Raw genomic sequence first — 24,505 nt, 5'->3', positions numbered from 1 at the left:
CGGAGAGATCCGCAGGGCATATCACTGCTTGAGATGCATCATAAATGGAGATGCATCAGCTCAATGAGTGTGCGATCTCTTCCCTCCCAGCAGCCGTCTTACAAGCAACCGTAAGACAAAATAATCAGTAAAGAATCATAATATTTAACAGTTATCGGCCATGCACATAAATCCTGGAAGGATCAGGGCGATTCGCGACGGCGAGGCTCACGGGCCTGTAATCTACTGGATGAGCCGTGACCAGCGTGTCAGTGACAACTGGGCCCTGCTGTACTCTCTTGATATCGCCAGAAGGCTGAATGAGGCCCTGGCTGTTGTATTCTGCCTGACGCCACGGTTTATGGGCGCAACAGCCGAAGATCGCTCTTACAGATTCATGCTGGATGGGCTGAAGGAGCTTGAAAAGCGCCTTTCAGGCCTTGGGATCGCGTTCATACTCGCACACGGAGATCCTGGCGATGTGATTCCGTCTCTTATTGATGATTCCAGAGCCGGTATACTGGTGGCAGACTTCAGCCCTCTGAGGATCTCGCGAACCTGGAAGTCGATGGTCGCAGGGCGTACAGAGATACCATTCCACGAGGTTGATGCGCACAACATAGTTCCATGCTGGATCGCGTCGCAGAAGCAGGAGTGGTCTGCACACACATTCCGATTGAAGATAAGAAAGCATCTCGCAGAGTTCATGGAGGAGTTTCCGGATCCCCGGCCACCGCCCAGACCGTGGAGGGAGAGCGTGGATAACAGATGGAATGCTCCGGCTGATCAGGATGCGCCGAGCTGGATGATCCGCTCCGGCGAGCAAGCCGCAGCGGCGCAGCTGGAGCGTTTCATCTCGGAAGACCTGGATCTGTACGCATCACATCGCAATGACCCGACAAGAGATGTTCAGTCCGGACTCTCCCCTTATCTCCACTTCGGCCAGATCTCTGCTCAGAGGGTGGCCCTGAATGTCATGGCCGTGGGTGGGGATCACAGTGAGTTTCTCGATGAGCTGATCGTGCGCAGAGAGCTGGCCGACAACTTCTGTTACTACAACGAGCACTACGACTCCATGGATGGCATGCCTGAATGGGCGCGCACGACTTTGGATGATCACAGAGGTGACAGGCGCGATTACATATACTCTCATGAAGAGCTGGAGTGCGCGAAGACTCACGACGACCTGTGGAACGCAGCACAGCTCGAGATGCGAATCCGGGGAAAGATGCACGGGTATCTCAGAATGTACTGGGCAAAGAAGATCCTCGAGTGGTCGGAATCTCCAGAGGATGCGCTCAGGACTGCTATACGCCTCAACGATAGATACGAGCTCGACGGCCGCGACCCGAACGGCTATACAGGCTGCGGATGGAGCATCGGAGGCCTGCACGACCGTCCCTTCGGGGAGAGACCTGTGTTCGGCAAGATAAGATACATGAGCTATGGGGGTATGAGAAGAAAGTTTGATGTCCGGAAGTACATCGATCGCATCTTCCAGATGGCAGATCAGTAGATCTCCTCGAGATCGTTTATCTGCTCGAACGCCTCATACAGCTCGCTTCTTGCCCTGTCCTTCCGCTCGCGCTCCTCCTGGATGGCCCACTTCGCCTTCTCATAAAGCTCCACCAGGCCCGGCGCCCTCTCAAGTGAGAGGACTGAGAGCACCCTTGGCTCGCCCTTCTTTATCACTATGCCCTTGAATACATGGCCTATCGTCTCGGTCAGAGACTCGATCTCTTTTGTTATCTCATCAACATCCAGATGCTCTTTTGAGCCCTGTATCACTATCATCGCCCTGCCGGCCTCTCCCGCGTCGACGTTAGCTGGATAGAGAAGACCGACCTCGCGCAGGCTGTTCTTTATCGCCGCTCTCACTGATGGGCTCTTCTTGTCCGCCTCGTAGTATCCCAGTGTGCCCATCCGCAGGCCTCCGCTCATCACGGTCTTGAAGTCGCCGAGGTCCGTGACTGAGAGCATCTCGCTGTCCAGAGCCTCTATCAGGAACAAAAGCCTCTGGGCGACCATTGTGTTGATCCTATCGTACGCGGATGCGATGTCGCCGCTGAACCGCTTGAGGTACTGGTTATCCACGAGTATCATGCCGTCTGCCTCTACCTCGATCATCTCTCTAAGACAGAAGGCGGCATTCTGGAGGTATATCGTGCCCTCCTCGCGGAAGGGAAGAACAGCGATCGGCACTATTGTGGCATTCTTGTATCTCTTTTTGAGCTCATGGATCATGAGGGGGGAGAACGACGATCCCGTGCCGCCTGAGACTGAGGTCATAACAAATATGAGATCAAAATCGCCCCGCCTCTCGATCTCCTCCATGATCATCTCCTGGTTCTCCCAGAAGCCCTGCTTGCCCTTGTTCCTGTTCGCGCCAACACCATGCAGGTTTGGCACATGAAGCCTGTCCTTTGCGGCGGTGAACTTGAGCTCCTTCAGATCGTTTATGGCGGTGTTAATGGCGATCGTCTCAACGCGGCTCGGAAACCTCTGCCTGGAGTAATACTTCGCGAGCCTGGAGCCTCCAAATGCCTGCTTGTTCACGGCATCCAATATCCTGTTGCCGCACTGACCAACTCCCAACATGAGTACGTTCAACATGATCTCAAACCCGTTCCTGGGTGTTTAGGATTTTCATCTCAGCAGCACCATTCATACGATTACTATAACTGTTAGTATTTATATTCCTTGTATCTTTTGTATACCCATAACCCCACTATCATCAATGGTAGAACGAGTAGGTAATACAGATATTTATACTCTCGTTCGAGAACGCTCACACTCGCAGCCGTCTTTGTGATTGACATTGTCTCTCCGCTGCGGTAGCTCACTGTCAGGGTGATGGTGTAGTTGCCGCTTCTCTCCCCCCGCATCTGCGCGGTGTAGCTCTTCGCGCTTCCGGGGGGAATCTCCGGGATCAGCTGATCGAGGCCGGTGCACCTCAGCCCCTCCGGCGGCTTCACCTCAGAGCTGACCTCAACCATTGTTGCGGTCGCCTGCCCGGTGTTCTCTATGCTCACCTCTATCTGAGCTGTCTCTCCGGACGTTACATTTGTGACGTTTATCCTCGCAACGAGATTCGGCCTCTTTGGCGGCGCCACTATTATCTCAAGAGGCTCAGTTGTGTTCGTCTTGATCCTGTCCTTTGCGTCCCTGTACCTGACCTCTATCTGGGGGACCTTGACGAGACCCTCCTTCACGGCGCGCATCACATAGACAGCAGAATCGGACTCTCCAGGACCGAGCTCGCTCTTTATCTTCGGCGGATAGCCTGCTATGTATGCGAACTCAGCCAGCGGCGGTATGTCGTATACCTCCACGCTCCTGGCAGCCTCGGTCCCGATGTTTTTCACCGTGACAGTCACCTTCACCTCATCGCCGTAGTTCACTGTGCTCTTATCGAAGCTCTTCTCCACCACCAGGTTCGGGGCTGCCCTCGGCTCGCGCCTCTCAGCGGTCCTCTTCCTCGGAGTCCCCAGGCTCTCTCTGTACTCGACCCTGAGCTTGGCCGACTCCTCATCGAATATGTCTGTTATTGTGAGGGTCAGGCCCCCCTCCTCCGCGCCGCCGTTGAAGCTGTTCGGGCTGCCCTCTATCACGACCCTCTGCTCTTCGAACTTGCTGCCCTGAGTGACAAGGAGCACCACAAGGCCGTCCTTCAGAGACTGTATATCGACAAGCTCAACCCTGTAATCGCCGATCTCCACACGGTCTCCGATGCTCAGCGTGAACTCCTGGAAGCTCACGCTCTGATCCTCGTTCTTCTCGGCTGCCAGAGACGCATGCGCTAGAAGGATGAGAATGAGAAAGATGTATCGCATAAGCGCTCACCGCTCTTTCATCTGTTGCGGACCTCCATGCTGAAATCGATCCACCTGGCGCTGCGTGTGAGTGCGCCCATAGATATCACATCCACGCCTGTTGATGCGTATGCCTCGAGGTTGCCCGGATTTATTCCTCCTGAGGCCTCAAGTATGACTCTCGGCCTTATGCCCATCTCATCGAGCATTGCAACGCCCCTCTTTATATCCTCAGGATCCATGTTGTCAAACATTATGATATCAGCTCCGAGCTCTGCAGCTCTCACCATCGTATCCAGGTCCTCCACCTCGACCTCGATCCTCTTGGTGAAGCTCGCGCGCCTCCTCGCCTCCTTTATCGCATTCTCCAGGCCCATTATCGCTATGTGGTTGTCCTTTATCATGACAGCTCCTGAGAGGTTGAACCTGTGAGTATCCCCTCCGCCGATCAGTACAGCCTTCTTCTCAAAGTACCTGAAGCCAGGCGTGGTCTTTCTCGTGCATGCTATCCTCACTTTCTGCGCCCTCAGGACGCATTCTCTTGTGAGCGTGGCTATGCCGCTCATCCTGCCGAGCATGTTCAGAGCCACCCTCTCGCCCCTCAGGATGTTCCGGGCGCTGCCGTTGAGAGCCACGACCTCGGCCCCGGCAGGCGCGTACTCTCCATCATCGAAGAGGGGATTCGCATTCACATCAAGGTATTCGAAGAGCTCCGAGACCTCCTCCAGTCCGGCTAGTATACACTCCTCCTTGCACGTGATACATGCATCAACATGGACATCAGGCAGAATGCTGTTTGAGTCGTCCCACTCGCCGAGATCTTCCTCAAGAAATCGCTCGATATAAGACCGTAGCATACCGCAAAGGCTTTGATCTCCAATTGATTTATAGCCTTTGATGCCCCTAAAAGTTGGCCTTGTAGGCTGCGGAGCCATAGGTTTTGAGATTGCGTCTGCTATCGATCGTGGAGATGTAAATGCAGATCTTGCAGCTGTATTCGATCGAAATCCTAAGAACATTAGCAGGCTCATAGACGCCCTGAGAAAGAAGCCGGAGGTTGTGGAGCTCGAGAGGCTCGTAGAGCTCTCAGACATAGTCGTAGAGGCTGCATCTCAGGCTGCAGTTCCCCAGGTCGCGGAGGCAGCTCTCAAGCGCGGAAAGGATATCATGATAATGTCTGTGGGCGCGCTCATGGACAGAGAGCTTTACAGAAGTATATGCTCGATGGCCGAGTCTAACGGGTGCAGGGTGTACATCCCCTCAGGCGCCATAACCGGCCTTGATGGGCTCAAGTCCGCCTCCATCGCCCGTCTCAAAAGTGTCGTTCTGACGAGCACGAAGCCCCCTGCGGGCCTTGAGGGCGCGCCGTATGTTGTTGAGAAGAAGATAGATCTTCACGCATTCAAAGAGCCGAGTTTGATATACGAGGGGCCCGCCTCAGAGGCTGTCAGGGCGTTCCCTGCTAACGTCAACGTTGCAGCGACACTGAGCCTGACCTACGGGCAGGATGCATGGGTCAGGATAGTGGTTGATCCAGACGCCACAGTCAATGTGCATGAGATCGTCGCAGAGGGAGATTTCGGCAGGATGGTGACGAGGGTGGAGAATGTGCCATCGCCCAGAAACCCCAGGACAAGCTATCTGGCAGCCCTCTCAGCGATAGCCACCCTCAAGAATCTCACGCTGAACGTCAGGATCGGCACTTAGGAGGAGGCATGCGCAACACCACAGCTCTTCTTCTCATGGGATGCCCTGAGGTGCCGGTTCAGATGAGCCTTGTGCTCTATCTCTCAGGAACTCTCAGGGATAAAGGAGTGGAGGTGTTCATCGCCGGCAATCCCGCCGCCCTCAATCTCGCCCGGGTCGCGGACCGGAAGAGATGTTACTTAGGAAGAATGATCGAGATTGACAGGGCGATCGCGGATATCGTAGAAGGGCGCAGGGATTTCAGCATGTGCTTCGCCTTCGCTCACAACGATGCTGGAATCACATATGCCGCCACTGTCAGGGCGCTGCTGCCTGAATCAAAGTTATTCATGATAATCTTCGGGAGGAATGCGGAGGAGCTTGCTGCTGTCGTTGATTTCGATGCAGAAAAGCTCGTGGAGAGGGCCGTACATAACCCTCTGGGCCTTAAGAAAAAGATAGACGAGGTTCTGGCATGGGCTGTATAGAGATGCTCAAACCTCAGGTGCTCCTCAGAGGCATCTCCTTTAAGGAGGCAAGGGAGTACATAGAGTCGAGCTGCGACGAGTACTACTACTTCCAGCCAGGGTTCAAGCTCTTCGGAGAGTACATAATCGGGGTGCCGCCGATAGCTGTGGGCATCATGAAGGATGGTAGCGTTGTATTCCCGTACACTAAGCCATGCCACGGGACCTTCGTGCTGAAGCACAGGGATGAGGCGGAGGCAGAGCGTGTCAGGAGGCTCGGAAGGGAGGAGGTAATGAGGTCGATAAAGAGGCGCTGATATGAAGATAAATATAAGGGCGTTTGCGGGCTTCAGGGAGATACTCGGAAGGGAGATCTCTCTGGAGATTGAGGAAGGCTCAAATGTATCAGATCTCATCGAGCGTCTCTGCAGAATTAAGCCAGGGTTCAGGGATGCTGTCTTCTCCGAGACCGGAGAGCTCAGGGATTATGTCATCATCATGCTCAACCGCAGACGGCTGGATATGCCAGAGGATCTCAATTCACCTCTCTCAGATAATGATGAGGTGGCCATATTCCCGCCGGTGGCAGGTGGTTGATTGATAACAGAAGGTGCTATAGACCTGGCAGAGATGCTCCGCGGAGCCATCAGCCCCGAGTCCGGGGCGGTGGTCGCGTTTATCGGGGTCGTCAGGGCGGATCCGGGCGTTACAGCTCTTGAGATAGAAGCTTATGACGATGCAGCTCTGGATGAGCTCAGAAGGATAAAAGAGGAGGCGATCTCCCGCTTTGGGGTCTCCTACGTGAATATCTTGCACAGAAAGGGCAGAATCTCACTTGGAGAGATTATTGTGGTGGTCGCATGCGCATCACCACATCGGAAAGATGCCTTCGATGCCTGCGAATATGTTATTGATGAACTGAAGAGAAGGGTTCTGATATGGAAGAAGGAGCTGACCGGCGAGGGCGGGAGATGGGTGAATACACGCTGATAATAACAACTGCTCCCCCAGGAGAAGCGGACAGAATAGCACAGGCCCTGGTGGAGGAGCGTCTGGCAGCATGTGTAAATATACTCCCCGTCAGGTCGCACTTCCTCTGGGAGGGCAAGCTATCGAGGGAGAACGAGGAGATGCTCCTCGCCAAAACGAGGTCTGATGTGGCCGAGAGGGCGTGCAGGCGCATCAGGGAGCTTCACAGCTACCAGCTGCCTGAGATCATAGCTCTGGAGATCGCCCACGGGCATGAGCCGTATCTGAGATGGATCGATGCGTCTGTGGAGTAATTGCCGCACTATTGCTCCGGCCTAAAGACGCTCTGGAATGGACGCGGCCGTTTCGCTTTGCGCTCTTCAGTCGCCCGGGGAGAGGCAATCCGTACCGCAGATCCTAAGGAGGGTGTTGGGAATGAGGCGAGATGCTGAGCCCTGGTACCGGGAGGGGCTGAGGTTCGAGTGTATCAGATGCGGCAGATGCTGCAGCGTCCAGGGGATCGTCTGGATCTCGCCTGAGGATTGCAGGAGGATCGCGGAGTTTCTGGGAGTTTCTCAGGATCTTCTGATACGCGAGTACCTTCTCGAGTGCGAATATGGATTTCTCATCAGGGAGAGGATGGACATGGGCTGCGTGATGCTTGATGGCGATCGCTGCACCATCTACCCGGCAAGACCTCTGCAATGCAGGAGCTACCCGTTCTGGCCTGAGATCCTGAGGAGCAGGGAATCCTGGCTCTCAGAGGCATCGAGGTGCCCGGGCATCGACCGAGGACGCCTGTGGAGCTTCAGGGAGATACGGGAGAGGATGCTGCGATGACGAGTGACCCAAGAGATGCGGAGATCGCATGTTGTAATTTCATTGGGCACACACGCCTCCCACATTATGGATGGCGCTCCATTGGACGCTGATTACAGCACATTCAGTTATTCGAGGCAAGTACCTGCTCACCAATCCATGAACCCGTGCTATCCTGAACATCACCACAACCTGCTGTGTTGAATAATTAAGAGCTCTAAGGTCGAGAGCTATCGATTTTTACTAGAATTGCAATTCGTATGAATCCAGCCTCTGCTATCGGGTTCTCAAACATTATTCAACACATCACCACAACCGCAACCATTAAATCTGATTCTCCGCATTCGCAGCCCTAATTGTACAAAGTTATCCATCAATGCCAAAAATCTTGTAAGAAAATCTGTCGCACACGGCGGGCAGATTCAGAGTGCTGGTGGAGTGATCTGAATGAGGTCCAGTTACCACAACGAAAGGATGGAGAGAGCTTCCAGAGAGGAGCTGCGCGATATACAGACGATGGGACTTCGCAGAATCGTGCGTTATGTCTACAGATCGAATTCCGTCTACAGGAAGCTCTTCGATGATCACGGCGTCTCGCCTGAAGATATCAGGGGTCTGGAGGACCTCCAGAGGCTGCCGATGACGAACAAGGAGCTGCTCCGGGAGAGCTATCCGATGGGGCTCTGCTGTGCTCCAAGAGAATCGATCGTGGAGATGCACATGTCGAGCGGCTCCACCGGGACCCCAGTGATAATGCCCTACACAGAAGGGGATCTGGAGCAGTGGGCTGAGTGCATGGCCAGGTGTTACATGATGTCCGGCGCCAGGAAGGGAGATGCAGTCCAGATCACACCCCTCTTCGGGCTGTTCAACGGCGGCTTCGGCATGTACCATGGCGCAAGGGCGGCGGGTCTCTTTGTAATACCAACAGGCCCCGGAAACACCGCACGCCAGATAAAACTCGCGAGAGACCTTGGAACCAGAATAATCACCGGGGTCGTGAGCTACGGAGTGCGCCTGATAGAGGTCATGAACGAGCTGGGTGTGGAGCTGCCTGAGCTCGAGATCGGGATATTCGGCGCGGAGACCTTCTCGGATACGATGAAGAAGAGGATCTCCGCAGGCCTTGGAGTGGAGGTCTTCGATATATACGGGATGACAGAAACAGGCGGCGTCGGAACCCTCGGGATGGACTGCGAGATGCACGACGGCATCCACGTCTGGGAGGACCATTACATCGTGGAGGTCGTGGATCCGAAGACGGGTGAGCCTGTGGAAGACGGCGAGCCCGGGGAGCTGGTCGTGACATCGTTCACAAGAGAGGCTCTCCCTGTAATACGATTTCGCACAGCAGATCTCACAAGGGTCGTCTCAAGGGAGCGGTGTGATTGCGGGAGAACTCATCTCAGGATAGCGCCAATAACAGGGAGGCTGGACGACATGATAATAGTGAAGGGCGTGAACTTCTTCCCGAAGCAGGTCGAGCAGGCTCTGATGCAGATCCCAGGAGTTGGCGCGAACTATCAGATCATCGTCGAGGATGTTGATGGCGTCAAGGATGTCAGGATCAACGTCGAGGCAGAGCCAGGGGTGACAGGTTATACCGTTGAGAAGGCGCTCAAGGAGGCGCTGGGATTCAGCCCGAAGGGCGATGTGTTTCCAATAGGCTCCCTTCCGAGAACGGAGGGCAAGGCTCAGAGGGTCATACACATAAAGCGGTAGCCTGGACAAAGTTCATCTTCATCGCACGACTCCCAGAGATACATGCCAGATGTATCGATAATCTCAGGATCAAAATCGGATCAGCATGTTGTGGACAGAATTCTGAGAGTGCTTGATGAGCGGGGCGTGAGCTACGAGCACAGGGTCATCTCTGCGCACAGGAACCCGAAGGAGCTCGATCAGTACATCGAGAGCACTGATGCGAGGGTCTTCATCGCTGTCGCTGGAATGTCAGCTGCACTCCCTGGCGTTGTGGCTGCGAGAACGGACAGGCCTGTGATAGGCGTGCCGGTGAGCGGGAAGCTTCTGGGTATAGATGCGCTTCTCTCCATAGTTCAGATGCCTCCAGGAGTGCCTGTGGCCTGTGTTGGGATAGATGCAGGAGAGAACGCCGCATTACTGGCTCTGCGGATGCTAAAATCATGAAGATAGCTATTTATACCAAGTCGTTGATAGAGGTCACAAAGGTGGGATTAGGATGTACAAGCGTATTTTGATCGCCACAGATGGCTCCGACAAGTCCAGACTTGCTGCGCAGGAGGGGCTTGAGCTTGCGAAGGCTCTGGGTGCGGAGGTCCTAGCGCTTTACGTGGTCAATGAGGTCGTCATAGCGAGCGCTGTAAGGCAGCTGGGTGCCGACAAGAAGGAGGTCGAGGCTAAGCTGCAGAAGCAGGGCGAGAAGGCCTTGGATGACATAAAGGAGATGGGCGAGAAGATGGGCGTCAAGGTAGAGCCTGTCATAAGGATCGGGGCGCCTGCAAATGTCATCATAGATGTGGCCAGAACCGAGAACATCGACTGCATCGTGATGGGCAGCCACGGCGAGAGTGGCGTGTCGAAGCTTCTCATAGGCAGCGTGGTCCAGAAAGTCTTATATTGGGCAACAACTCCTGTCCTGGTAGTGAGATAGATGACTGGCGGAGAGTTTGTCATAGCAGATTCGATGATCTTTGGCGCATTTGCAGTTGTGTTTGTCGTTGGTACGCTCCTGGCTTATCTGGTCATAAGCCTGATTGGGGGCAGCTGAGGCGGAGTGTGCGTCTTAGCCGCCTCATGTCAATGTTTTTGCTTTTGTTAATTGCTGAGCTCTGGTTAATCTGCGCATATCGATGTTTGCCATTCACTGTATCTGCGTTGCGGCCCATCTCGTAAATTTGATCGCCTGAGGGAAAGGATGCTTGAAGAATGGGTTCATGACAATACAGGTTCCTTCCACAACTACCTCCCGCCTGGATGTGAGATATGCAGGCAGGGAGCATCTCTGGTCCTCTTCGTGACAGGCATCTGCACCAGAGGCTGCTTCTACTGTCCGCTCTCAAATGAGCGGAAGGGGAAGGATCTGATCTTTGCGAACGAGCGGATGGTCTCATCCCCGCAGGACATCCTGGAGGAGGCGCAGGCTATAGATGCCCTCGGCACGGGCATAACCGGAGGGGAGCCTCTGCTGAGGCTGGATCTGGTTCTAGACACAATTCGCATGCTCAAGAGAGAGCTGGGGAGGAGTCATCACATCCATCTCTACACCGGAATCTTGCCCGGGGAGAGGGTGCTCTCAAAGCTTCGCGATGCAGGTCTGGATGAGCTGAGGATACATCCGGATCTGGAGCGGGAGGATCGCAGCCTCGCGGAAGCACTTAAATCCGCGATGGATCTCGGGATCGAGGCAGGCGTGGAGATCCCCGCGATCTCTTCCGCCCGGTGGATCGCAGAGGCTGTGCAGAGCGCAGATGCTTTTCTGAACATCAATGAGCTCGAGTTCTCAGAGACGAACGCGGATGCGCTCAGGGCCAGAGGCTTCGTGGCCGATACAGACTCGTGCGCAGCGATCGGGAGCGAATCGATAGCCAGATCCTTCATGCGCCACAATATCAAACTCCACTACTGCTCCTCCGTATTCAAGGACGCTGTCCAGCTGAGGGAGCGTCTGAAGAGGCGCGCTGAGAGGGTCCGGAGAGAGTTCGATATGGTGAGCGATGATGGCACTTTACTGACGGGAGTCATCCTCACTCCTGATCCGCGGCATGCGATGCGATTGCTCTCAGATCTGGGGGTTCCGGAGAACATGTACATTCTCGTGGACGGCGAGATAGAGATGGCTGCCTGGATCCTCGAGGAGATCGCGGATGATGTGAGGCATATCGGATCTCCTTACATCATTGAGAGGTATCCAACAGAGGATGGACTGGTCGTGGAGAGAATACCTTTATAAGCCATCGCTTCCTTCTTTATGGCCGGTGAGCTTGCTGGATGGAGAGCGCTGAGGAGAGAATTCAGGAGCGGCTGAGGAATTATCTGAAGCGAGATGGTATAGGAATCAGAAAAGCGGTGTTGAGGTTGTTCCTGAGCGATTCGTCTTTTACGACCGAGGACATATTCACGTATCTGGAGAAGGAGGGCTTCAATGTAAGCTATCGCGGCGTGTCTGCCATGGTCGGACTCATGAACACTCGCCTGGGTATTCTCAGCATAGATGTATCTGGGGACCACAACGTCTACTCGCTGAAGAACGACCACAAGATGATAGTGAAATCGGTGCTGGAAAACTACTAGCTTCAGGCCATCCTCAGTCTTGGATTGAAGATTTCTTTCAGTTTGGCGGTTCTCCCCTTTTCATTCTTTCCATGTATTTCGGGAGAACGATGTCCGCTGCCATGTTGATAAGACGCAGGCCCAGGTGTACCATTGGGTTGGGAGTCATGCGCTCTCTGTACAGACTGTGAAGCTTCCTGAGATGTCTGAGATTGTACTCCATGCACGTCCCGACCAGCTCCCAGTGCTCAGGAAGGGCATTATCCTTTCCGAGTCCTCTATAACTGCCAAGCGATGTGCCTGCCATCGGCGTGAAGAAGAGCGGCAGCATCAGCCCTGTGTACCCCTTAAGCGACTCCACAAGCTCCGTGGTCCTGACAACATCATCAGCTGTCTCACCTGGCAGCCCCAGGACCAGGCTCGCGACCGGCACCCACTTCTCCTCGTGGAAGAGCGCGTAGCAATCCCTGACGATCTCCGGCCAGCGATCGGGAGATTCTGGTAGCGCCTTTCTGGGCATGTGCATCTCCAGGATCCGACAGCTTCCGGTCTCTATTCCTATCCATGCCGACATGTATCTCTGATCTGTGCCTACACCAACCACCTCAGAGACCTCGCTGAGCAGATCGATGGACTGATGAACAGTTGCCAGGCTGAGATGGGAGACGTCTATCGTGCGTGGCGAGAGCTGCTTGACGCTCCTGAAGAGCTCCAGAACCTTCTCAGGCTCGGGGCGCATTCCTCTGGAGCCGTATGTGAAGACGTCCTCTGAGTGAAGCAGAACATCCCTCATGCCCTCCCTCATGTTCACCCTGACGTCCTCCAGGATGCTTGAGACCGGCCGGTGTCTGAGTGATCGCATTGTTGGGGAGCAGAATGCGCAGCCACGCCAGCATCCCCTTCCGATCTCGACTATGCCTGCGATTGTGGCGCCCCTGTTCACAGGGATCCTCTCCCCGGCCACAGGCGTTCCCTGTATGATCCTGGGGACGTCCTTCCCATCGAGGATCGCCCTGCATACCTCCGGAAACTCGCTCTCGCCCTCGCCAAGGTAGATGTGATCGACGCCCACATCCTCACCGACGAGCTCCCATGCGCCATTGCCACCAACGACGATCACGGGATCGTATTTTTTTATCAGAGGGTGATTTATGAGCTTCAGGAAGCTGTGCCTGTTGTGCGGCGGGCCCCTGTTGATGATATCCTCAATCTCGCGAACCGCTATCTTTCCCATCGGATCGTCGTGTGTTATGCCCAAGATCTCGGTCTCGCTGCCTATCGCCTTCTCGAGGTGGTCCGGATGCGCCACCATGACCTCATCCCTCGAGAAACCAGCCTCTAAGAGCGCAGCCTCAACCTTTCGCATGCCGCATGGCGCATAAACCGCCCTGCCATCTGGATATGCCCTCACGGGAGGGCAGAAGAGCGATCTGAGCATCCAGTCGGGCATGACTGCCCTGGGCATTATTGCGGCAAATCCCAGCAGCACACCTCCATGGTAGGAGGACATCATTGTGCTATCGCTGGTCAGGACGATCCTCTTTCCGGACATCTGTAAAGGCTTCTCGGGATGTAGAATATAACCCTGTTCGTGCGGGGAGGCATGTGGAGGATCCTAGGGGCAGGATCTCTGCGACAGGTGAATGCTCCCTTTAGACTCTGCTACAGCACTGATAGGTGACTCTCAAGACGTGAGTATCTCGCAAAGACCCTGGTCTCAAACGGCATCTCGCGAAGCTGCGGCCTCTTGAGTGCGATCTCGCCGCACGTGTCTTAAAAGACCTCTCCTTGTCTCATGCTTCGTGACCGATTTTTAGTATCCAAAGCTCTTTTTCGATACGCCATAGTCTCGTTGTATGTCTAGCTGCAAAGCTCAAGCGTTCGCCCCATTCTCGATTTTTTGAGCCTTTGCTGGATAGATCCGATATTTGAACGTCCTGAACATCAATGCTTCTTATGCTGTCTGAATGTTTTGTGCTTTTCTGGATAAGAAGGGGCTTCGCTTTCATTCCCATCCTGAAGGTCTCGCTTCGCCCTTTCCACTCCCAAAGAGCAGAGCGCGACTCGGTTCGGCCGGAGGCTTGTGCTTTTTGGAGATCTCAGCCATCCCACCCATGCCAGGTGGCGACGCCTCCTGTGACCTTTTCAAGCCGGTTTTCTTGCGGATATCCTCAAGCTGCACACAGACCTTGAGAGATCGGCTTTGTCGATGCTTGCGGGCAGGCACTCTGTCGGGAATTGTGACTCCCCGAGGATCGATATCTCCTTGAATCCAGCGGATCGTATCGCATCGATGTACTCCTCCACAGTCACCGCACCTGCAAGGCACCCTATGTAGGCCTCCTTGGATCTTCTCACAGACTCCGGGATCTCTCTTTTAAGGACAACATCTGATACGATCATCCTGCCTCCGGGCTTCAGCACCCTGAAAGCCTCCCTGAAGGCCCTGCGCTTGTCAGGAACAAGGTTTATCACGCAGTTGGATATGACGACATCTACGTAGTTATCGGCAACCGGCAGGTTCTCCAGCTCTCCCTGCCTGAAGTCCACGTTCCTGTAACCGCCCTTCCGCGCGTTTTCCCGTGCTCTCTCCACCATCTCTGTGGTCATGTCCACACCTATGACCATACCCTCGGGGCCAACGGCTCTTGCCGCCAGGAAGCAGTCGAAGCCAGCGCCGGATCCCATGTCGAGCACATACTCGCCCCTCCTCAGGGAGGCTATGGCAAGGGGATTTCCGCAGCCGAGGCCCAGGTTCGATTCAGGCGGCGCGGAGAGCATCTCCTCCTCGGTGTACCCGATCCTCCTGCTTATCTCGGCTGCAGATCCTGTTCCACAGCACGAGCCAGCGCAGCATGATGGCTGCTTCGCGATGCGGGAGTACCCATCCCTCACGGCCTTCTTGATCTCTCTTTCTCTGAGCATGTCAACCATCTTCAGCACCACTCTTGAGGCGTACATGGCCAAGAAAAGTGGCAATACTTCTCGTTGAATGCGATGGGATATAAGCACACTGTGTCTCAGAATGGCATGCACGCGTCATTCTGAGGCAATCATCAAGAGAGTTCTCTGAGAGTAGCACTCTGTGCGTCATATGCAGGTATCAGGAACTGCTTCTCTCCACTGCCCTCAACAAATGGAGGCTCTGGCTGGCAAGGCTTTTATCTCCGGTTATCTGCTTCTAACAGCCATGAGAGATTATGCCATGATCGTCCCATGCCTCGATGTCAAGGTCGTGGGTGGGGTTCCCTCGGTCGTCAAGGGCGTGAAGTTCGTGGACCTGAAGCGCCAGGGCGACCCGGTCGAGTTCGCACGCCGCTACCAGGAGCAGGGCGCGGACGAGCTTGTTTTTCTGGACATCACCGCATCCCATGAGGGGAGAAGGACAATGGTGGATGTCGCCAGGAGGGTTGCGGATGCTGTTGACGTACCCTTCACGGTGGGTGGCGGGATCAGCAGCATTCAGGGCATAAAGGAGATACTCGATGCGGGCGCGGACAGGGTTGGGATCAACACAGCCGCGGTCAGGGATCCGGATCTGGTCAGGAGCGCAGCCAGGACATTCGGCTCAGAGAGGATCACGGTCGCGGTCGACGCCAGGCGGAACACTGAGATCATACCCGGAGTGAACGTCTACGAGCTGGAGGACGGCAGACGCGCATGGTTCGAGGTTGTGATCTACGGAGGAAGGGAGCCAACCGGCATGGATGCCATCGAGTGGTGCAGGAGGGTGGAAAGGCTCGGAGCTGGCGAGATACTCCCCACCAGCATGGACAGGGATGGAACGAACATAGGATACGATCTGCCGCTCACGAAGGCAATATCTGATGCGGTTGACATTCCGGTCACCGCCAGCGGTGGAGCCTCCACGCCACAGCACATACTGGAGGCATTCACGTTAGGAGGCGCGGACAAGGCTCTCGCTGCAGGCATGTTCCACCGTGGAGAGTACACGGTCGGGCAGGTCAAGGAGTACCTGAGAGCGAATGGGCTTCGTGTAAAATGAACGCTCCCCCTGAAGGGCGGAGCTTCTGGGCTTGCCGCCAGAGAGTGTGTTTCCCAGTCTCGTATGGAGAGACCCCAGGGCGGCATTTCCTATCTTGAAGTCGAATTAGTCGCCATGATGCATATGGAATCGCCCTGAAGTGGGGCTTCGCTCACGTCCTAAGGGCAGGGTCCTCTCGCTTCGCCCTCTTCGCTCCCAAAAGATACAAATCGAAAGATTCTGGTCGTGGGATCGAGCATATCAATAATGCAACAGAGATCCAGGAGTTGTTGAGGGGCGGCAGTGGCGCAAACTTCGGCCGGAGGGAATGCCACAAAAATGCTCAAGCATGCATCCTTTCGGCACGCCTATGCTGTCGCATGTGGGGTTTCCATCGCATGCATCGGAAAATCGGCATCGAAAAATATGTAAAATTGTATGACCATCAGCAAAAAAACAGAGGCTGCGTGGTTCGAAGAACCAGCATACTCCTTACACAAAAGCTGAAGGTTTTCAGACCTTGTGGCCAATCGCGAAGCGGCGCATCACACGGTCGATCTGTATCCTTACCTGATCCCCAACCTGGGTATCCGGGACAAAGATAACGAAGCCTTCAACCCTTGCGATACCGTCCCCTTCACGGGCGATATCCTCGATCTTCACGTTGTACTCGCTGCCAACGGCCACCGGGGCAGAAGGAGCAGAGCCACGAGAAAATCCTTCCTCACTTCTAAACAATTCTTCACCGTCCTTAGCGAAAAACTACACAGAGTTTTTGCGCATTCATAGCTCTGAAATACTGGTATTAAAACCTTTTGCATGCCTGCTGCGAGCCGGATGTTATCATTCTTGCAGAATAAGTGCCGGGGGCGGGATTCGAGCCCGCGACTTCCAGATGACCCAGGCGCCTGTGGCTTACCCTATGAGTCTGGCGCCCTAACCAGCTAGGCCACCCCGGCCCGGAGAGAGCCCTCGTTCGAGATCTTAGATAAGGTTTGTGCTCAAGCACGGACATCAGATGATCCAGGCACGCGACCTCCAGTCGTGTCTCTGACAGCCGAAAGAGATGGGTGGCACCGAGAGCCTCTGCTGTATTTGCGAATCCGGCAGGGCCGGGCGCCGGGTCCCAGTGATACAAGCACCTCTCCCTGGGATAATTATTTCTTGGTCGACTCAGAGCATCACGCGATGGAGCTTAGCATCTCTGGGTCTGTCAGCGATACCCTCGCAGGAAGGACGGTGGCTCTTGGCGTCACAGGAAGCATCGCGGCCGTGAGGGTTGTCGATCTGGTGCGCGACCTGATCAGGCGCGGCGCGGATGTGCACTGCGTGATGTCAGAGGCGGCGCAGAGGATACTGCATCCCCATGCGCTTGAGTATGCCAGCAACAATCCGGTTATAACGGAGATAACAGGCCGCGTCGAGCATGTGGAGCTGTGCGGGGTTGAGGGGCGCGCAGATATGCTTCTGATAGCCCCAGCCACCGCGAACACTATAGGGAAGATCGCATGCGGCATAGACGATACGCCGGTCACGACCTTCGCAACCACTGCTATAGGAAGCGGAAAGCCGGTCGTTGTTGTGCCTGCGATGCACGAGGCCATGTACCGCCACCCTGCGGTCGTCGAGAACCTGAAGAGGCTCATATCAATGGGAGTTGTGTGCATAGATCCCAGGATCGAGGAGTCTAAGGCGAAGATCGCGGAAAACGCGAGGATAGTCGCTGAGGTCGAGCGGATTCTGGGGCCGGGAGATCTCAGATCGAGGCGCATTCTTGTTACAAGCGGCGCAACTGCTGAGAGCATAGATCCGATCAGGATAATAACAAACCGCGCATCAGGAAGAACCGGCGTGGAGATAGCGCGCGAGGCATACAGGCGCGGCGCTGAGGTGACCATAGTACACAGGTCCAGGCTGGGGCTGCCCTTTAAGGAGATATATGTCGAGAGCGCCCAGGATATGCTCGACGCTGTTATGAGAGAGCTCTCCACGGGGTACGACGCCCTGATAGGCGCAGCAGCTGTCGGTGACTTCACCGTGGATACGGAGCAGAGAAAGATCAAATCAAAGGATGAGGTTGTCCTGAGGCTCAAGCCGGCCCCGAAGATACTGAGATCTGTGCGCTCGATGCATCCAAATCTGGCGATTATAGGGTTCAAGGCCGAGACTTTCGTGAGCGATGAGGATCTGATCAGAAGCGCCCGCGAATCCATGGAGGCATCGTGCCTGAATCTCGTGATCGCGAACGATGTGGGTGCAGGCGGGATGGGAACCGACGATAACAGGGTTTTGATTGTAAGAGAGGATGGCTCTCATGCAGATGTCTCAGGGAAGAAGAGCCTCATAGCGAGAAGGGTGATAGATGAGCTTGTGAGGATCCTGAATGATAGAGATCAAGGATGCGGGGATGCGCGCAAACTGCAGCATTGAGCGATCTCAGTGGAAGCTCGCTGGGTTGGCGAGGGCCACGGTCCCAGGGCATGTGACCGGATTCTTCGCAGCAAGGCGCGAGGATGATCCTCTTGCATCTGGCTCCATAGGGTGCGGATTCACCCTGGGGCTCCTAGCGAGGACCACTGTGAGCGCAGCAGAATCAACCCAGATAATCATCAACGGGCATCCATCCGACGCGCCGGTGAGCAGACATGTCATCGATTCGCTGGCGCAGTCGCCTGTGAGGGTTGAGACGGAGCTGGATATGGTAATGGGAGCGGGATTCGGGGCGAGCGGCGCAGGGGCACTGAGCTGCGCATACGCGCTGAACCATCTCTTCGACCTCGGGCTGACGTCAAACCAGGTCGCTTCGGTCGCGCATCGCGCTGAGGTCCTGAGCGGCACAGGCCTCGGGGATGTCATAGCGCAGAACACAGGTGGACTTGTCATACGCATAGCACATGGCGCTCCTGGGAGGGGTGTTGTCGACAGGATTCCGGTTTCGAGAACGAGGATCTACGCGGTTGTGAGAGGGCCCATCCCGACCAGGGAGGTGCTCAGGGATGCGAGCGTGATGAAAAGAATCAATGATGCGGGTGAGAGGGCTGTGAAGGAGATCCTGCGGAGGCCGACTCTGGGGGATTTCATGCGTCTTTCGAGGAGGTTCACATCTGAGATCGAGCTGGCGAGCTCATGGGCGATGGATGCGATAGAGGCAGTCGAATCTGCGGGTGGGATGGCGAGCATGATAATGCTTGGCGACTCTGTTTTCGCGGTGGGAGGAGATGAATGCAGGGAGGCGCTTCAGCATTTCGGAGATGTGATCGAGACCGAGATCGTTCAGAGGGGGCCTCTGCTTGACTGAGATACCAAGATCGCATCCAAGATATGCCTCACTCATGACGCGCGAGAGGATCGCGGATGGCGTGAGGAATGGGATAACAAGCGTCCAGGGGCTGATCGCACAGGGGCGGGGCGAGGCGTTCGATTACATCCTCGGCGAGAGGACCATGCGCTCAGCGGATCGGGCAACACTTGCAGCCGCGGCAGCCCTTCTTCTCGCGAAGAGGCCGGCGATCAGCGTGAATGGGAACGTTGCTGCTCTTGTTCCCGGAGAGATGGTGGAGCTTGCCTCTCTCCTGAATGCGCCCCTGGAGGTGAACCTGTTCCACAGAAGCGAGGATCGGGTGAGAAAGATCGCGGATCTCCTCAGATCTCACGGTGCGCGCCTGGTTCTGGGAGAGAATCCCGACTGCAGGATACCGGGACTGGAGCACAGCCGCGCTCTGGCTACCAGGGGCGGCATATACGATGCAGATGCTGTGCTGATACCCCTGGAGGATGGTGACAGGTGCGAGGCGCTTGTGGGGATGGGTAAGACTGTGATAGCCGTGGATCTCAATCCCCTCTCAAGGACGGCCATGATGGCCAGCATCACGATCGTGGATAACATAACAAGAGCTGTGCCAAATCTGGTGGGAAAGATAAGATCGCTCTCAGGATCCCCCACAGAGTATCTCCAGACTGTACTGAGGGATTACAGCAACAGGAACACATTGAGGGATGCTCTGATCGAGATGCAGGAGTATCTAACTTCAAGAATGGGTCAGCTACTCCAGTCTGAAGACCGGAGCCTGTAACTCCATATGCACCGCTACAATAGGCTGGTCGACAGCTGTCCTGGCTGTGATGTTTACTGCAGCAATATGATCTGCAAGCTCAGCAAATGCGCAAGACTCACATCTGAGCTCATCGCGGTTAGGCCGTTTGCTCTAAGAGACATGCCCATATTCCGGACATGTTCTGGAAGTCTTCCTCGAATCCAAGAGCACAGCCGACACTCCAGGCTTTCGGGCGTTGTACTCAATGAGACGAGATTCAGCCCGGACTCTTGATGCATTCCCAGCTGAAGTGGAGATCGCATGAGGAAAATCGATCCGAAGCTGATGATGAGAGCAGTTTGGCAGCTGCGTGTGAGACGCAGGCCCTTTGTTCTCTCCCATACGGTGAACACTGGCTGCAACCTCAGATGCAGCTTCTGCCCTCACTGGCGCAGGCGCGGTAATGAGATGGGCTACAGGGAGATTAAAGGGATGCTCGATGACGCAGCGCGATTCGGTATAGGCGCATACAATGCATGGGCCACCGAGCCTCTGCTGCGGCACGAACTTCCGGAGATCCTGCGGCACGCGAGATCTCTGGGGATGTTGACATCGCTGGTGACGAACGGCATTCTGCTAAGCGAGAGGATAAATGATCTCGAGAGCCTCAACTACCTCACGGTCTCTGTGGACGGGATCGAGAGTCTCAGGGAGATAAGAGGCATAGATCTCGATGAGATCGTGGATGGCATCGTGGAGGCCAGGAGGAGGGGCATCGAGGTCCTGATGAACTGCGTGATCAGCAATAAAAATCTCGGAGAACTTACGGCTCTGGTGAAGCTTGCGAAAAGGATCGATGCATGGATCTCGTTCGAGCCGCTCCACGAGTTTGATGAAGCAGAGTGCGACGATCTTAAGATCAGAGATCGGGGACGCTACAGATCAGCGATCGGGGAGCTGATCGATCTCAAATCAAGAGGCGCTCCGATCATCAACTCCATCACATACCTCAGGATGATACAGGAGGGGAGGCCGGAGTTCAGGTGCCATGCAGCGGATCTGATACTCCACGTATCGGTGGACGGGAGCATTTACGTCTGCCGCGTCCACGACGAGCCTCTGGGCCATGTATCCAGGGGCATATCAAATGTCTGGCGCGAGTCTCGCGAGATGCGTAAAAATATATCTGAAGGCTGCAGTGGGTGCCTGTTCTTCGGCTACGTCGAGAACAGCCTGCTCTACAGCATGGTTCCTGAGGTCATGATGCACTACGAGTGGATGTAGCTATGCGATGAGCTACACCGAGATCCGCCGTGCTTCCGGGGTCATTGCGGCGGCTTCAGCGCAGCAGCGATGGATCTGCAGATGAATGTATTCGAACTCCATGTTTCAATTCATATTCCGGGCTATGACGCCGGAGCTGGATGAGATGCGGAATGATTTCGGGAGTCTACAATGTGTACGGGCTGTATCCCGCCTTTGAAAAGGCGGGGATTAGCCCTGCTATCGTCCTAAAAGTCCAGCAGGGATCGCTGCTTCTGGGCCCGCTGATCAAAATGGAGGAGGCTTTTCTGAGATCTGCACTGGAGCAGGCTCTCCCTGCCCACATCAAATGGCGTGAAGAGCCTGAGAACAGGCGGGAGAAGCTGCTTCTCAATGTAATATTCTGTATCCACCGGAAGGTTGTTCTCCACAGCATACTCCGGATCCTCAGCCCTGTCGACAAAGAGCGTCTTTTTGCCTCCCTTGACTATTATGAACGCGACCCTGTCGCCCACACCCGGCACCCTCCCTCCGCGCCTCCGCATCTTCTCGACCAGCTGGATGTGGGGCTGCTTGTTCCTGTATGTGGATGCATCCTTTGTGAAACGTCTTGTGAGCACAAGATCGTCGAGAAGCTCCCTGTCCCGCGTGATATCCATATCCCTGAGCCTCTGGATCACATCCCTAACGTGCTCAACTGCATCATCCACCCGGCCCTCCTTCAGAATCAGCTCAAGGCATCTCCGGAGAGTCTTGGAGGTGAGATCGCACCAGTCCCTTCGCACAGTCTCCATGCCTCTGACCTTTATCCTGTCCCTCCATCCGCTCTCGGAAGCCCTCTCGAATAGCCAGAGGGCATACCTTTTCTTCGCCAGGAAGATCGCACGCCTGGCGAACGCCTCGAATACGAGCTCCATCGGCTCCGGGAGCTTCGATGTTATCGTCTCCGCGATCTTTCGTCCTATAAGCTCCGCATCCTCAGGGGAGATGCTCTGATCAGAGGATATCCTGACAAATACGCTGTCCGTGTCCCCGTAGACGACAGAGAGATCGTAGCGCCTGCCTCCAACGGGATTCTCTCTGGGGAGCACAGCCCTCCCATCAACAATGTAAACGGAGCCGATCTCCTCGATCATCTCCTTTGTCCTTATTATGTTATGCCTTCCGAAGCTTGTAACAGCGTTCGCCAGAGTCAGACTGTAAAGCCTCGCCCTGGCGTATCCAGAGTATCCATAGAAGCTGTTCAGCAGGATCTTGAGCGCGTACTGCTTTGCATCGAGAAACGCACGCTCCTCTTCGCCCGCGCTCTTCATGAGCCTCTTCGTCTCTGTCCTTTTCTCCAGCAGCTCCCTCAGTATCTCCGGCACAATCCCTTTGCAAACAGAGGGGGCTGCGAAATCTCCACCAGATGGCGATTTTATAACTTCTAACGGCCTCTCCTTTGTGACCACTGTCGAGTAGCAGAGGTTGTGGGCCATCATTATCGTGGGATAGAGCGATTTGTAGTCCAATATGACGACGTTCTCCACAAGTCCCTTCACGGGAGTGAGAACCGCCCCGCCCTTCAGCTCATCTGCATCCATGAACCGCTCGTCCGACTCCTCCGAGTCCGGCTTCGGCGGGAGAACTCTCCCATGCGATCTGAACCTCCTGAGCAGCAGGTTCTCAACCATGCCGCTCTGGCCGCCATTGACTATGTCCTGGAGCAGCGAACCGCTCGCCCTCGCCAGGGCTATGTATTTATCCATCAGCCTCAGGCGTAGGAGGAGCTGCATGACAAGCACCGCATCCTGCCTCGAGTAGCTTATGAGATCTGAGAGCCCATCGCCTTCAAGCCAGATCGATTCCATCCTGGCAGGGTTCACGTCTCGCTTCTCCTCTCCGATCAGCTCCATGGCAGCGTTTCTGAGAGTGTACTGCTTCAGGCTGAATGAGGATCTGATGATCGGAAGCAGGTCCACAACGACCCGGCCGGTCACAGCGACATTTTTGTTACCGCCTATGCTTTTGATGAGCCATGTGCTTCCATCGCGACCCACATCCATCTCTATTCCCAGCCTGGATGCCCGCTCCCTGAGATACGGGATGTCGAACTCGTTCGAGTTGTAGCCAGCCATGATATCAGGATCGTATTCGTCGATTACAGAGACAAACCTGGAGATGAGGTCTCTCTCATCAGCACAGCCCTCAACATCCTGCCTCTCGCATTTGAGCTCCCTCCCCACCAGAACGAGGTCGCTCAGCCCTCGATAGGGGGGATTGAATGCCATGCTTATCAGTATCACAGGTGAGCTCTCAGGCCTGGGCATCTCCCCGTTCTTCGGTAGGCATTCGATATCGAAGGCCATGAACCTCAGAGGCGCCGTGCTCTCAAGATCCTCCTGCGCCAGCTTATCCACAGGCACATCAACGATCAACCGGCGCCTGTCGCGCATCTCGCCTCTCTCCCCGTCCGGGACTTTAACCCACGCCATGCCGCCGAGGCCTGTATCTATGAGAAATCTGTTCTTGAAGAGAATGTCGGTCTCGTAGACCGCCTTAACGGAGGGGATCTCCTTCACCCTGTCCCTTATCTCCCTGACAGACTTAGGATCCCTCGCGATTATCCTGAGCATCTCTGATGGCCTCGACTGGTACCCTATGGGCTCGTATCGCTCGACGATCTCCACATCGAGACCCAGGGATCTGACAGCATCCGCTGCACTGGCGAGGTCATGAGCGCTTGCATAAAAATAAGGCCGGAATCCTGACACACGGCAGATAACGCTATCCCCACCATCGCTGACGCCAAACAGCTGCACGACAGGATATCCACTTCTGTCGTAGACGTAGTTTGCATCCAGGATCTGGAAGCGCATCATGCAGAAGATAAACCGGATCGGTTATAAAGTATTCGAAGTGCGGATCCCCATTCTGATAAGTCCGGTGCAGAATCGAACAAAGAGCATGCGTCTTTGCAGGATACGTGGGATGCTGTGCTAGTGTATGCAGATTCCTGAGATGATAGTTGGATACAGTGATTTGAAATCCAGAACGAGTATGTCGTGCTGTGCTATTGTATGCAGATTCCTGAGATGATAGCCGGTGAATCGAGCCCACGACCAAAGCATGAAACCTGAGATGCATACAGGGTTGGGGCAACCTATTTAAAACTTATTTTAAATGTTTATTATCTTCGACCACGCGAGAAGGTACCGGTGTTATTCGGACAGGTCCCCTGATACGACCTGTTGTGTTGAA

At 55.1% G+C, this 24,505-nt stretch carries 25 protein-coding genes and 1 tRNA gene; 18 read left to right on the top strand and 8 right to left on the bottom strand.

Translation table 11 applies throughout. The features are described 5' to 3' along the window. Window positions 1–160 precede the first annotated feature (160 nt). Window positions 161–1,495: a deoxyribodipyrimidine photo-lyase gene (locus NQU42_RS01040; RefSeq protein ID WP_296608302.1), complete on the top strand. Its 1,335-nt coding sequence runs from the start codon at window positions 161–163 to the stop codon at window positions 1,493–1,495. Here NQU42_RS01040 and NQU42_RS01035 read toward each other — a convergent pair. The 3 genes from NQU42_RS01035 to nadC form a co-directional block, all read right to left on the bottom strand. Further along, a complete protein-coding gene (locus NQU42_RS01035; RefSeq protein ID WP_296608300.1) occupies window positions 1,489–2,592 on the bottom strand; it encodes a cell division protein FtsZ in 1,104 nt (367 codons plus the stop codon). The two genes, NQU42_RS01040 and NQU42_RS01035, sit on opposite strands and share 7 nt — an antisense overlap. 71 nt (window positions 2,593–2,663) lie before the next feature. Then, window positions 2,664–3,812, bottom strand: coding sequence for a CARDB domain-containing protein (locus NQU42_RS01030; protein WP_296608298.1), 1,149 nt, complete (start codon window positions 3,810–3,812; stop codon window positions 2,664–2,666). 17 nt (window positions 3,813–3,829) lie between these two features. After that, on the bottom strand, window positions 3,830–4,648 hold the full coding sequence (gene nadC / locus NQU42_RS01025; RefSeq protein ID WP_296608296.1) for a carboxylating nicotinate-nucleotide diphosphorylase: 819 nt from the start codon (window positions 4,646–4,648) through the stop codon (window positions 3,830–3,832). Between the two features lie 40 nt (window positions 4,649–4,688). Here nadC and NQU42_RS01020 point away from each other — a divergent pair, with 40 nt between their 5' ends. The 12 genes from NQU42_RS01020 (at window position 4,689) to NQU42_RS00965 (ending at window position 12,004) form a co-directional block, all read left to right on the top strand. Continuing rightward, window positions 4,689–5,498 (top strand): aspartate dehydrogenase, encoded by an 810-nt coding sequence (locus NQU42_RS01020; RefSeq protein ID WP_296608294.1) that lies wholly within the window; start codon window positions 4,689–4,691, stop codon window positions 5,496–5,498. Between the two features lie 8 nt (window positions 5,499–5,506). Beyond that, on the top strand, window positions 5,507–5,965 hold the full coding sequence (locus NQU42_RS01015) for a DUF1890 domain-containing protein (RefSeq protein WP_296608292.1): 459 nt from the start codon (window positions 5,507–5,509) through the stop codon (window positions 5,963–5,965). Beyond that, window positions 5,953–6,261 (top strand): DUF1894 domain-containing protein, encoded by a 309-nt coding sequence (locus NQU42_RS01010; RefSeq protein ID WP_296608290.1) that lies wholly within the window; start codon window positions 5,953–5,955, stop codon window positions 6,259–6,261. Before NQU42_RS01015 ends, NQU42_RS01010 begins: the two co-directional genes overlap by 13 nt. A gap of 1 nt (window position 6,262) precedes the next feature. Next, entirely contained in the window at window positions 6,263–6,541 is a 279-nt protein-coding gene (locus NQU42_RS01005; protein ID WP_296608288.1) for a ubiquitin-like small modifier protein 1, read from the top strand. Beyond that, window positions 6,542–6,934 carry a molybdenum cofactor biosynthesis protein MoaE gene (locus tag NQU42_RS01000; protein ID WP_296608287.1) on the top strand — a complete coding sequence of 131 codons (393 nt, stop codon included), beginning with the start codon at window positions 6,542–6,544 and terminating at the stop codon, window positions 6,932–6,934. Then, on the top strand, window positions 6,916–7,227 hold the full coding sequence (cutA, locus tag NQU42_RS00995) for a divalent-cation tolerance protein CutA (protein WP_296608285.1): 312 nt from the start codon (window positions 6,916–6,918) through the stop codon (window positions 7,225–7,227). The genes NQU42_RS01000 and cutA overlap by 19 nt, the downstream gene beginning before the upstream one ends. A gap of 121 nt (window positions 7,228–7,348) precedes the next feature. Continuing rightward, complete coding sequence (locus NQU42_RS00990) at window positions 7,349–7,753, top strand: YkgJ family cysteine cluster protein (RefSeq protein ID WP_296608283.1); 405 nt, start codon at window positions 7,349–7,351, stop codon at window positions 7,751–7,753. Between the two features lie 426 nt (window positions 7,754–8,179). Continuing rightward, the gene (locus tag NQU42_RS00985; protein WP_296608281.1) at window positions 8,180–9,454 is read left to right on the top strand and encodes a phenylacetate--CoA ligase; all 1,275 of its coding nucleotides are present in this window, start codon (window positions 8,180–8,182) and stop codon (window positions 9,452–9,454) included. Window positions 9,455–9,496: 42 nt separating this feature from the next. Continuing rightward, window positions 9,497–9,880 (top strand): 5-(carboxyamino)imidazole ribonucleotide mutase, encoded by a 384-nt coding sequence (purE, locus tag NQU42_RS00980; RefSeq protein WP_296608280.1) that lies wholly within the window; start codon window positions 9,497–9,499, stop codon window positions 9,878–9,880. Window positions 9,881–9,932: 52 nt separating this feature from the next. Further along, on the top strand, window positions 9,933–10,364 hold the full coding sequence (locus NQU42_RS00975) for a universal stress protein (protein ID WP_296608278.1): 432 nt from the start codon (window positions 9,933–9,935) through the stop codon (window positions 10,362–10,364). 264 nt (window positions 10,365–10,628) lie between these two features. Beyond that, the gene (locus tag NQU42_RS00970) at window positions 10,629–11,663 is read left to right on the top strand and encodes a radical SAM protein (protein WP_296608276.1); all 1,035 of its coding nucleotides are present in this window, start codon (window positions 10,629–10,631) and stop codon (window positions 11,661–11,663) included. A 38-nt stretch (window positions 11,664–11,701) separates the two neighbouring features. Continuing rightward, window positions 11,702–12,004, top strand: coding sequence for a DUF2551 domain-containing protein (locus NQU42_RS00965; protein ID WP_296608274.1), 303 nt, complete (start codon window positions 11,702–11,704; stop codon window positions 12,002–12,004). Between the two features lie 37 nt (window positions 12,005–12,041). Here NQU42_RS00965 and NQU42_RS00960 read toward each other — a convergent pair whose 3' ends face one another. Next, window positions 12,042–13,535, bottom strand: coding sequence for a radical SAM protein (locus NQU42_RS00960; protein WP_296608272.1), 1,494 nt, complete (start codon window positions 13,533–13,535; stop codon window positions 12,042–12,044). Between the two features lie 593 nt (window positions 13,536–14,128). After that, window positions 14,129–14,962 carry an arsenite methyltransferase gene (locus NQU42_RS00955; RefSeq protein ID WP_296608271.1) on the bottom strand — a complete coding sequence of 278 codons (834 nt, stop codon included), beginning with the start codon at window positions 14,960–14,962 and terminating at the stop codon, window positions 14,129–14,131. A gap of 211 nt (window positions 14,963–15,173) precedes the next feature. Between NQU42_RS00955 and hisF the strand changes: the two genes are divergently transcribed. Next, window positions 15,174–15,989, top strand: a complete 816-nt coding sequence (hisF, locus tag NQU42_RS00950) for an imidazole glycerol phosphate synthase subunit HisF (RefSeq protein WP_296608270.1) — start codon at window positions 15,174–15,176, stop codon at window positions 15,987–15,989. 492 nt (window positions 15,990–16,481) lie between these two features. Here the strand turns inward: hisF and NQU42_RS00945 are convergent, their stop codons facing one another. Both NQU42_RS00945 and NQU42_RS00940 read right to left on the bottom strand, forming a co-directional pair. Then, window positions 16,482–16,706, bottom strand: coding sequence for a TRAM domain-containing protein (locus tag NQU42_RS00945; protein ID WP_296608268.1), 225 nt, complete (start codon window positions 16,704–16,706; stop codon window positions 16,482–16,484). A 123-nt stretch (window positions 16,707–16,829) separates the two neighbouring features. Beyond that, window positions 16,830–16,927: transfer RNA gene (locus NQU42_RS00940), tRNA-Met, on the bottom strand. A 229-nt stretch (window positions 16,928–17,156) separates the two neighbouring features. Here NQU42_RS00940 and coaBC point away from each other — a divergent pair. The 4 genes from coaBC to NQU42_RS00920 all read left to right on the top strand — a co-directional run bounded on the left by coaBC (window position 17,157) and on the right by NQU42_RS00920 (window position 21,286). Then, the gene (gene coaBC / locus NQU42_RS00935) at window positions 17,157–18,398 is read left to right on the top strand and encodes a bifunctional phosphopantothenoylcysteine decarboxylase/phosphopantothenate--cysteine ligase CoaBC (RefSeq protein ID WP_296608267.1); all 1,242 of its coding nucleotides are present in this window, start codon (window positions 17,157–17,159) and stop codon (window positions 18,396–18,398) included. Next, a complete protein-coding gene (locus NQU42_RS00930) occupies window positions 18,352–19,266 on the top strand; it encodes a pantoate kinase (protein ID WP_296608265.1) in 915 nt (304 codons plus the stop codon). Before coaBC ends, NQU42_RS00930 begins: the two co-directional genes overlap by 47 nt. Beyond that, the gene (locus NQU42_RS00925) at window positions 19,259–20,041 is read left to right on the top strand and encodes a 4-phosphopantoate--beta-alanine ligase (protein ID WP_296608264.1); all 783 of its coding nucleotides are present in this window, start codon (window positions 19,259–19,261) and stop codon (window positions 20,039–20,041) included. Before NQU42_RS00930 ends, NQU42_RS00925 begins: the two co-directional genes overlap by 8 nt. 282 nt (window positions 20,042–20,323) lie before the next feature. Further along, window positions 20,324–21,286: a radical SAM protein gene (locus NQU42_RS00920; protein WP_296608262.1), complete on the top strand. Its 963-nt coding sequence runs from the start codon at window positions 20,324–20,326 to the stop codon at window positions 21,284–21,286. 227 nt (window positions 21,287–21,513) lie between these two features. On the opposite strand, the gene NQU42_RS00915 is transcribed toward NQU42_RS00920, so the two are convergent. Beyond that, window positions 21,514–24,126 (bottom strand): DNA-directed DNA polymerase, encoded by a 2,613-nt coding sequence (locus tag NQU42_RS00915; protein WP_296608261.1) that lies wholly within the window; start codon window positions 24,124–24,126, stop codon window positions 21,514–21,516. Window positions 24,127–24,505 lie beyond the last annotated feature (379 nt).

The sequence above is a fragment of the Methanothrix sp. genome, from assembly GCF_024518575.1.
Lineage (GTDB): Archaea > Halobacteriota > Methanosarcinia > Methanotrichales > Methanotrichaceae > Methanothrix_B.
Note: the sequence above shows the minus strand (reverse complement) of the source record. Positions and strands in the feature narration are given on the sequence as shown.